Source organism: Microcystis sp. LE18-22.4A (assembly GCF_027531105.1).
Lineage (GTDB): Bacteria > Cyanobacteriota > Cyanobacteriia > Cyanobacteriales > Microcystaceae > Microcystis > Microcystis aeruginosa.
Map to the genome: position 1 here is coordinate 1 of NZ_JAPZRB010000134.1, position 2052 is coordinate 2052.

At 36.5% G+C, this 2052-nt stretch carries 3 protein-coding genes and 1 pseudogene; all 4 read left to right on the forward strand.

The window, feature by feature from the left end; all coding sequences use genetic code 11:
• Window positions 1-283: Rpn family recombination-promoting nuclease/putative transposase (locus tag O9295_RS06060; RefSeq protein WP_288032333.1), on the forward strand; the 283-nt coding region annotated here is incomplete at its 5' end.
• Window positions 284-359: 76 nt separating this feature from the next.
• The gene (locus tag O9295_RS06065; protein ID WP_288032335.1) at window positions 360-791 is read left to right on the forward strand and encodes a hypothetical protein; all 432 of its coding nucleotides are present in this window, start codon (window positions 360-362) and stop codon (window positions 789-791) included.
• Window positions 775-1134 carry an immunity protein CdiI family protein gene (locus O9295_RS06070; RefSeq protein ID WP_002747335.1) on the forward strand — a complete coding sequence of 120 codons (360 nt, stop codon included), beginning with the start codon at window positions 775-777 and terminating at the stop codon, window positions 1132-1134. The genes O9295_RS06065 and O9295_RS06070 overlap by 17 nt, the downstream gene beginning before the upstream one ends.
• A gap of 657 nt (window positions 1135-1791) precedes the next feature.
• Window positions 1792-2052 (forward strand): annotated as a pseudogene (locus O9295_RS06075) (flagellar assembly protein H); the annotation flags it as partial.

The following is a 2052-nucleotide window of genomic DNA, read 5'->3' on the forward strand; positions in this document are numbered from 1 at the left end:
GGAAAATGTGCTGGAATTATTAATTAGTTGGCGGGTTAGTATGGAAATAAATAACATCCTAGAAACTGAGGATAGAGAGGTGTTTATGACCTTATCTCAAACCTATCAGGAATGGAAGGAAGCAACTAAACGGGAAGGACGACGGGAAGGTAAACTAGAAGGTAAACTAGAAGGTAAACTGGAATCTATTCCCCGTTTGCTGGCTTTGGGTTTAAATGTGGAACAAATCGCTCAAGCTTTGGATTTAGACTTAGAACAAGTCCGACAAGCTACGCAAGGGTAGAGAATTGATTTAACTATAATCTAAGTCAAAATCAATCAAGATTCTGGTTAAAACGCCGATTTAAGCATTTTTGTCCTTGAAAAAACCAATGCCCGATGAAAATAGTTTTGAGGAGTTAATTAACGAACTAAAGCTTAGAAATATTAAACACAATTCCCAAGATATTATTGCCATTACTCAATTAGACAACGGGCGGATAATCTTTTTAGAAATCGGTAATTCTTCATCGGGTTGGGAACATATTCTTAATAAACATGGAGAAGATTTTCAGCGTCGAGGCATTGCGATTAATAATATTATTGATTTCTTGATGAAAGCAATTACAATGGGTCAATTAATCGGCACTCAAGGAACGAGCAGAAGTATTTATAAAGTTGATTATCAAGGAGAAATTCAATACATTTCTATCGATATTGGTAGTAATGGTTATGTAGTTAGTGCGAATCCCACTCCCCGAAAACTCATCCAACGTTTCTTAGGAGAAGACCTTTATGAAAAGAAAAATTAAACTAATGGCAGAATATAACTATTCGCCTCTTTGGGATATGGAAACTGCTGATAACCTTGACTTAGATGAGTTACCTTTATCGAGTTCTATCCAAAAGAAGTTAAGTAATTGGGCAGAGATTTATAATCAAATTATAAATTGGGACAATCCCGCCGATTCACATTTTTTTGATGCAGTAAGTCAAGACAATTTTGAGAGGGAAGGTGTCAATATTTGGCGGCAATTACAAGAGGAATTATCACCCAATTATCAAATATTTTACTTTAGTGAAAAACAGCAACGACTTTTGACTCCAGAAGATGCAAGTGAAGCGATCAGAGAAAAAGAGGTTAGATATAAATAGCCCCAAAACTCGATCGCTTTTATTGTCAATTTTTTAGCTCATAGATTATTTTGATAAAATAAATCTTCTGTTAAACGTATTCAATTGATAGTAACTTTTTCCCGTGTTAGGATCGTTAACTATCGGCACAAGTCCCCCACAATCTTTTGTCCACTCCGTACCATCAACTGTTGGTTGATATACGTTATCATAGACAGAAATACATTTTCTTCCTTCGGCGGGAATGTAGCAAGAACCCCTATGAATAAAAGACCCTGATATATTTGGTGTAATCGTCGTATTCGAGCCATTAAACTGACAAACAAATTCACGACCACGAGGAGCAAATTGAGCGATAATAAGGTGATCTTGCTGACTAATTTCGGCTGTGGCACTGGTCGCTATAGCAGTATATCCGCTCGCTGTAGTTGCTACTAGAGAAAAGACCTGAAGGAGAGAATTGTATAAGCGTTTCTTCTCCCCCCCCCCATTTTAAATAATTGTTGCTAATGTCATGATGCTCAAGGGAATTTATCGAAGACAATCGTAAGTTAACAAAACTGATTTTTATTTGTCAAGGGATTTCTGAAATATCTGACATTTTTGTTAACATAAGTTTATAAAACCATTCAAAAATCGATCGATACAATTGAAAATTATCGATTAACTGTTCAGTCCATGAAACCCCATGACCAATTTGCCAAAAATTACCTTGAACAATTACTTTCTCCCCTGGGAACCGTCGAAATCAGTAAAGAAGTCAGCGACGAAACTCGACAGATAGATTTATTTTTTTCCCCCAATGCCGAACCCAACCCCAATTATCTGGGATTATTAGGCAGAATTGTCCTTAATACTGTCTTAATTGAACCCTATCGCAATCCTCCCAACCGTAGCGAGATTCGCAATTGTTTAGCGAAACTTTTGACAATTTTATCC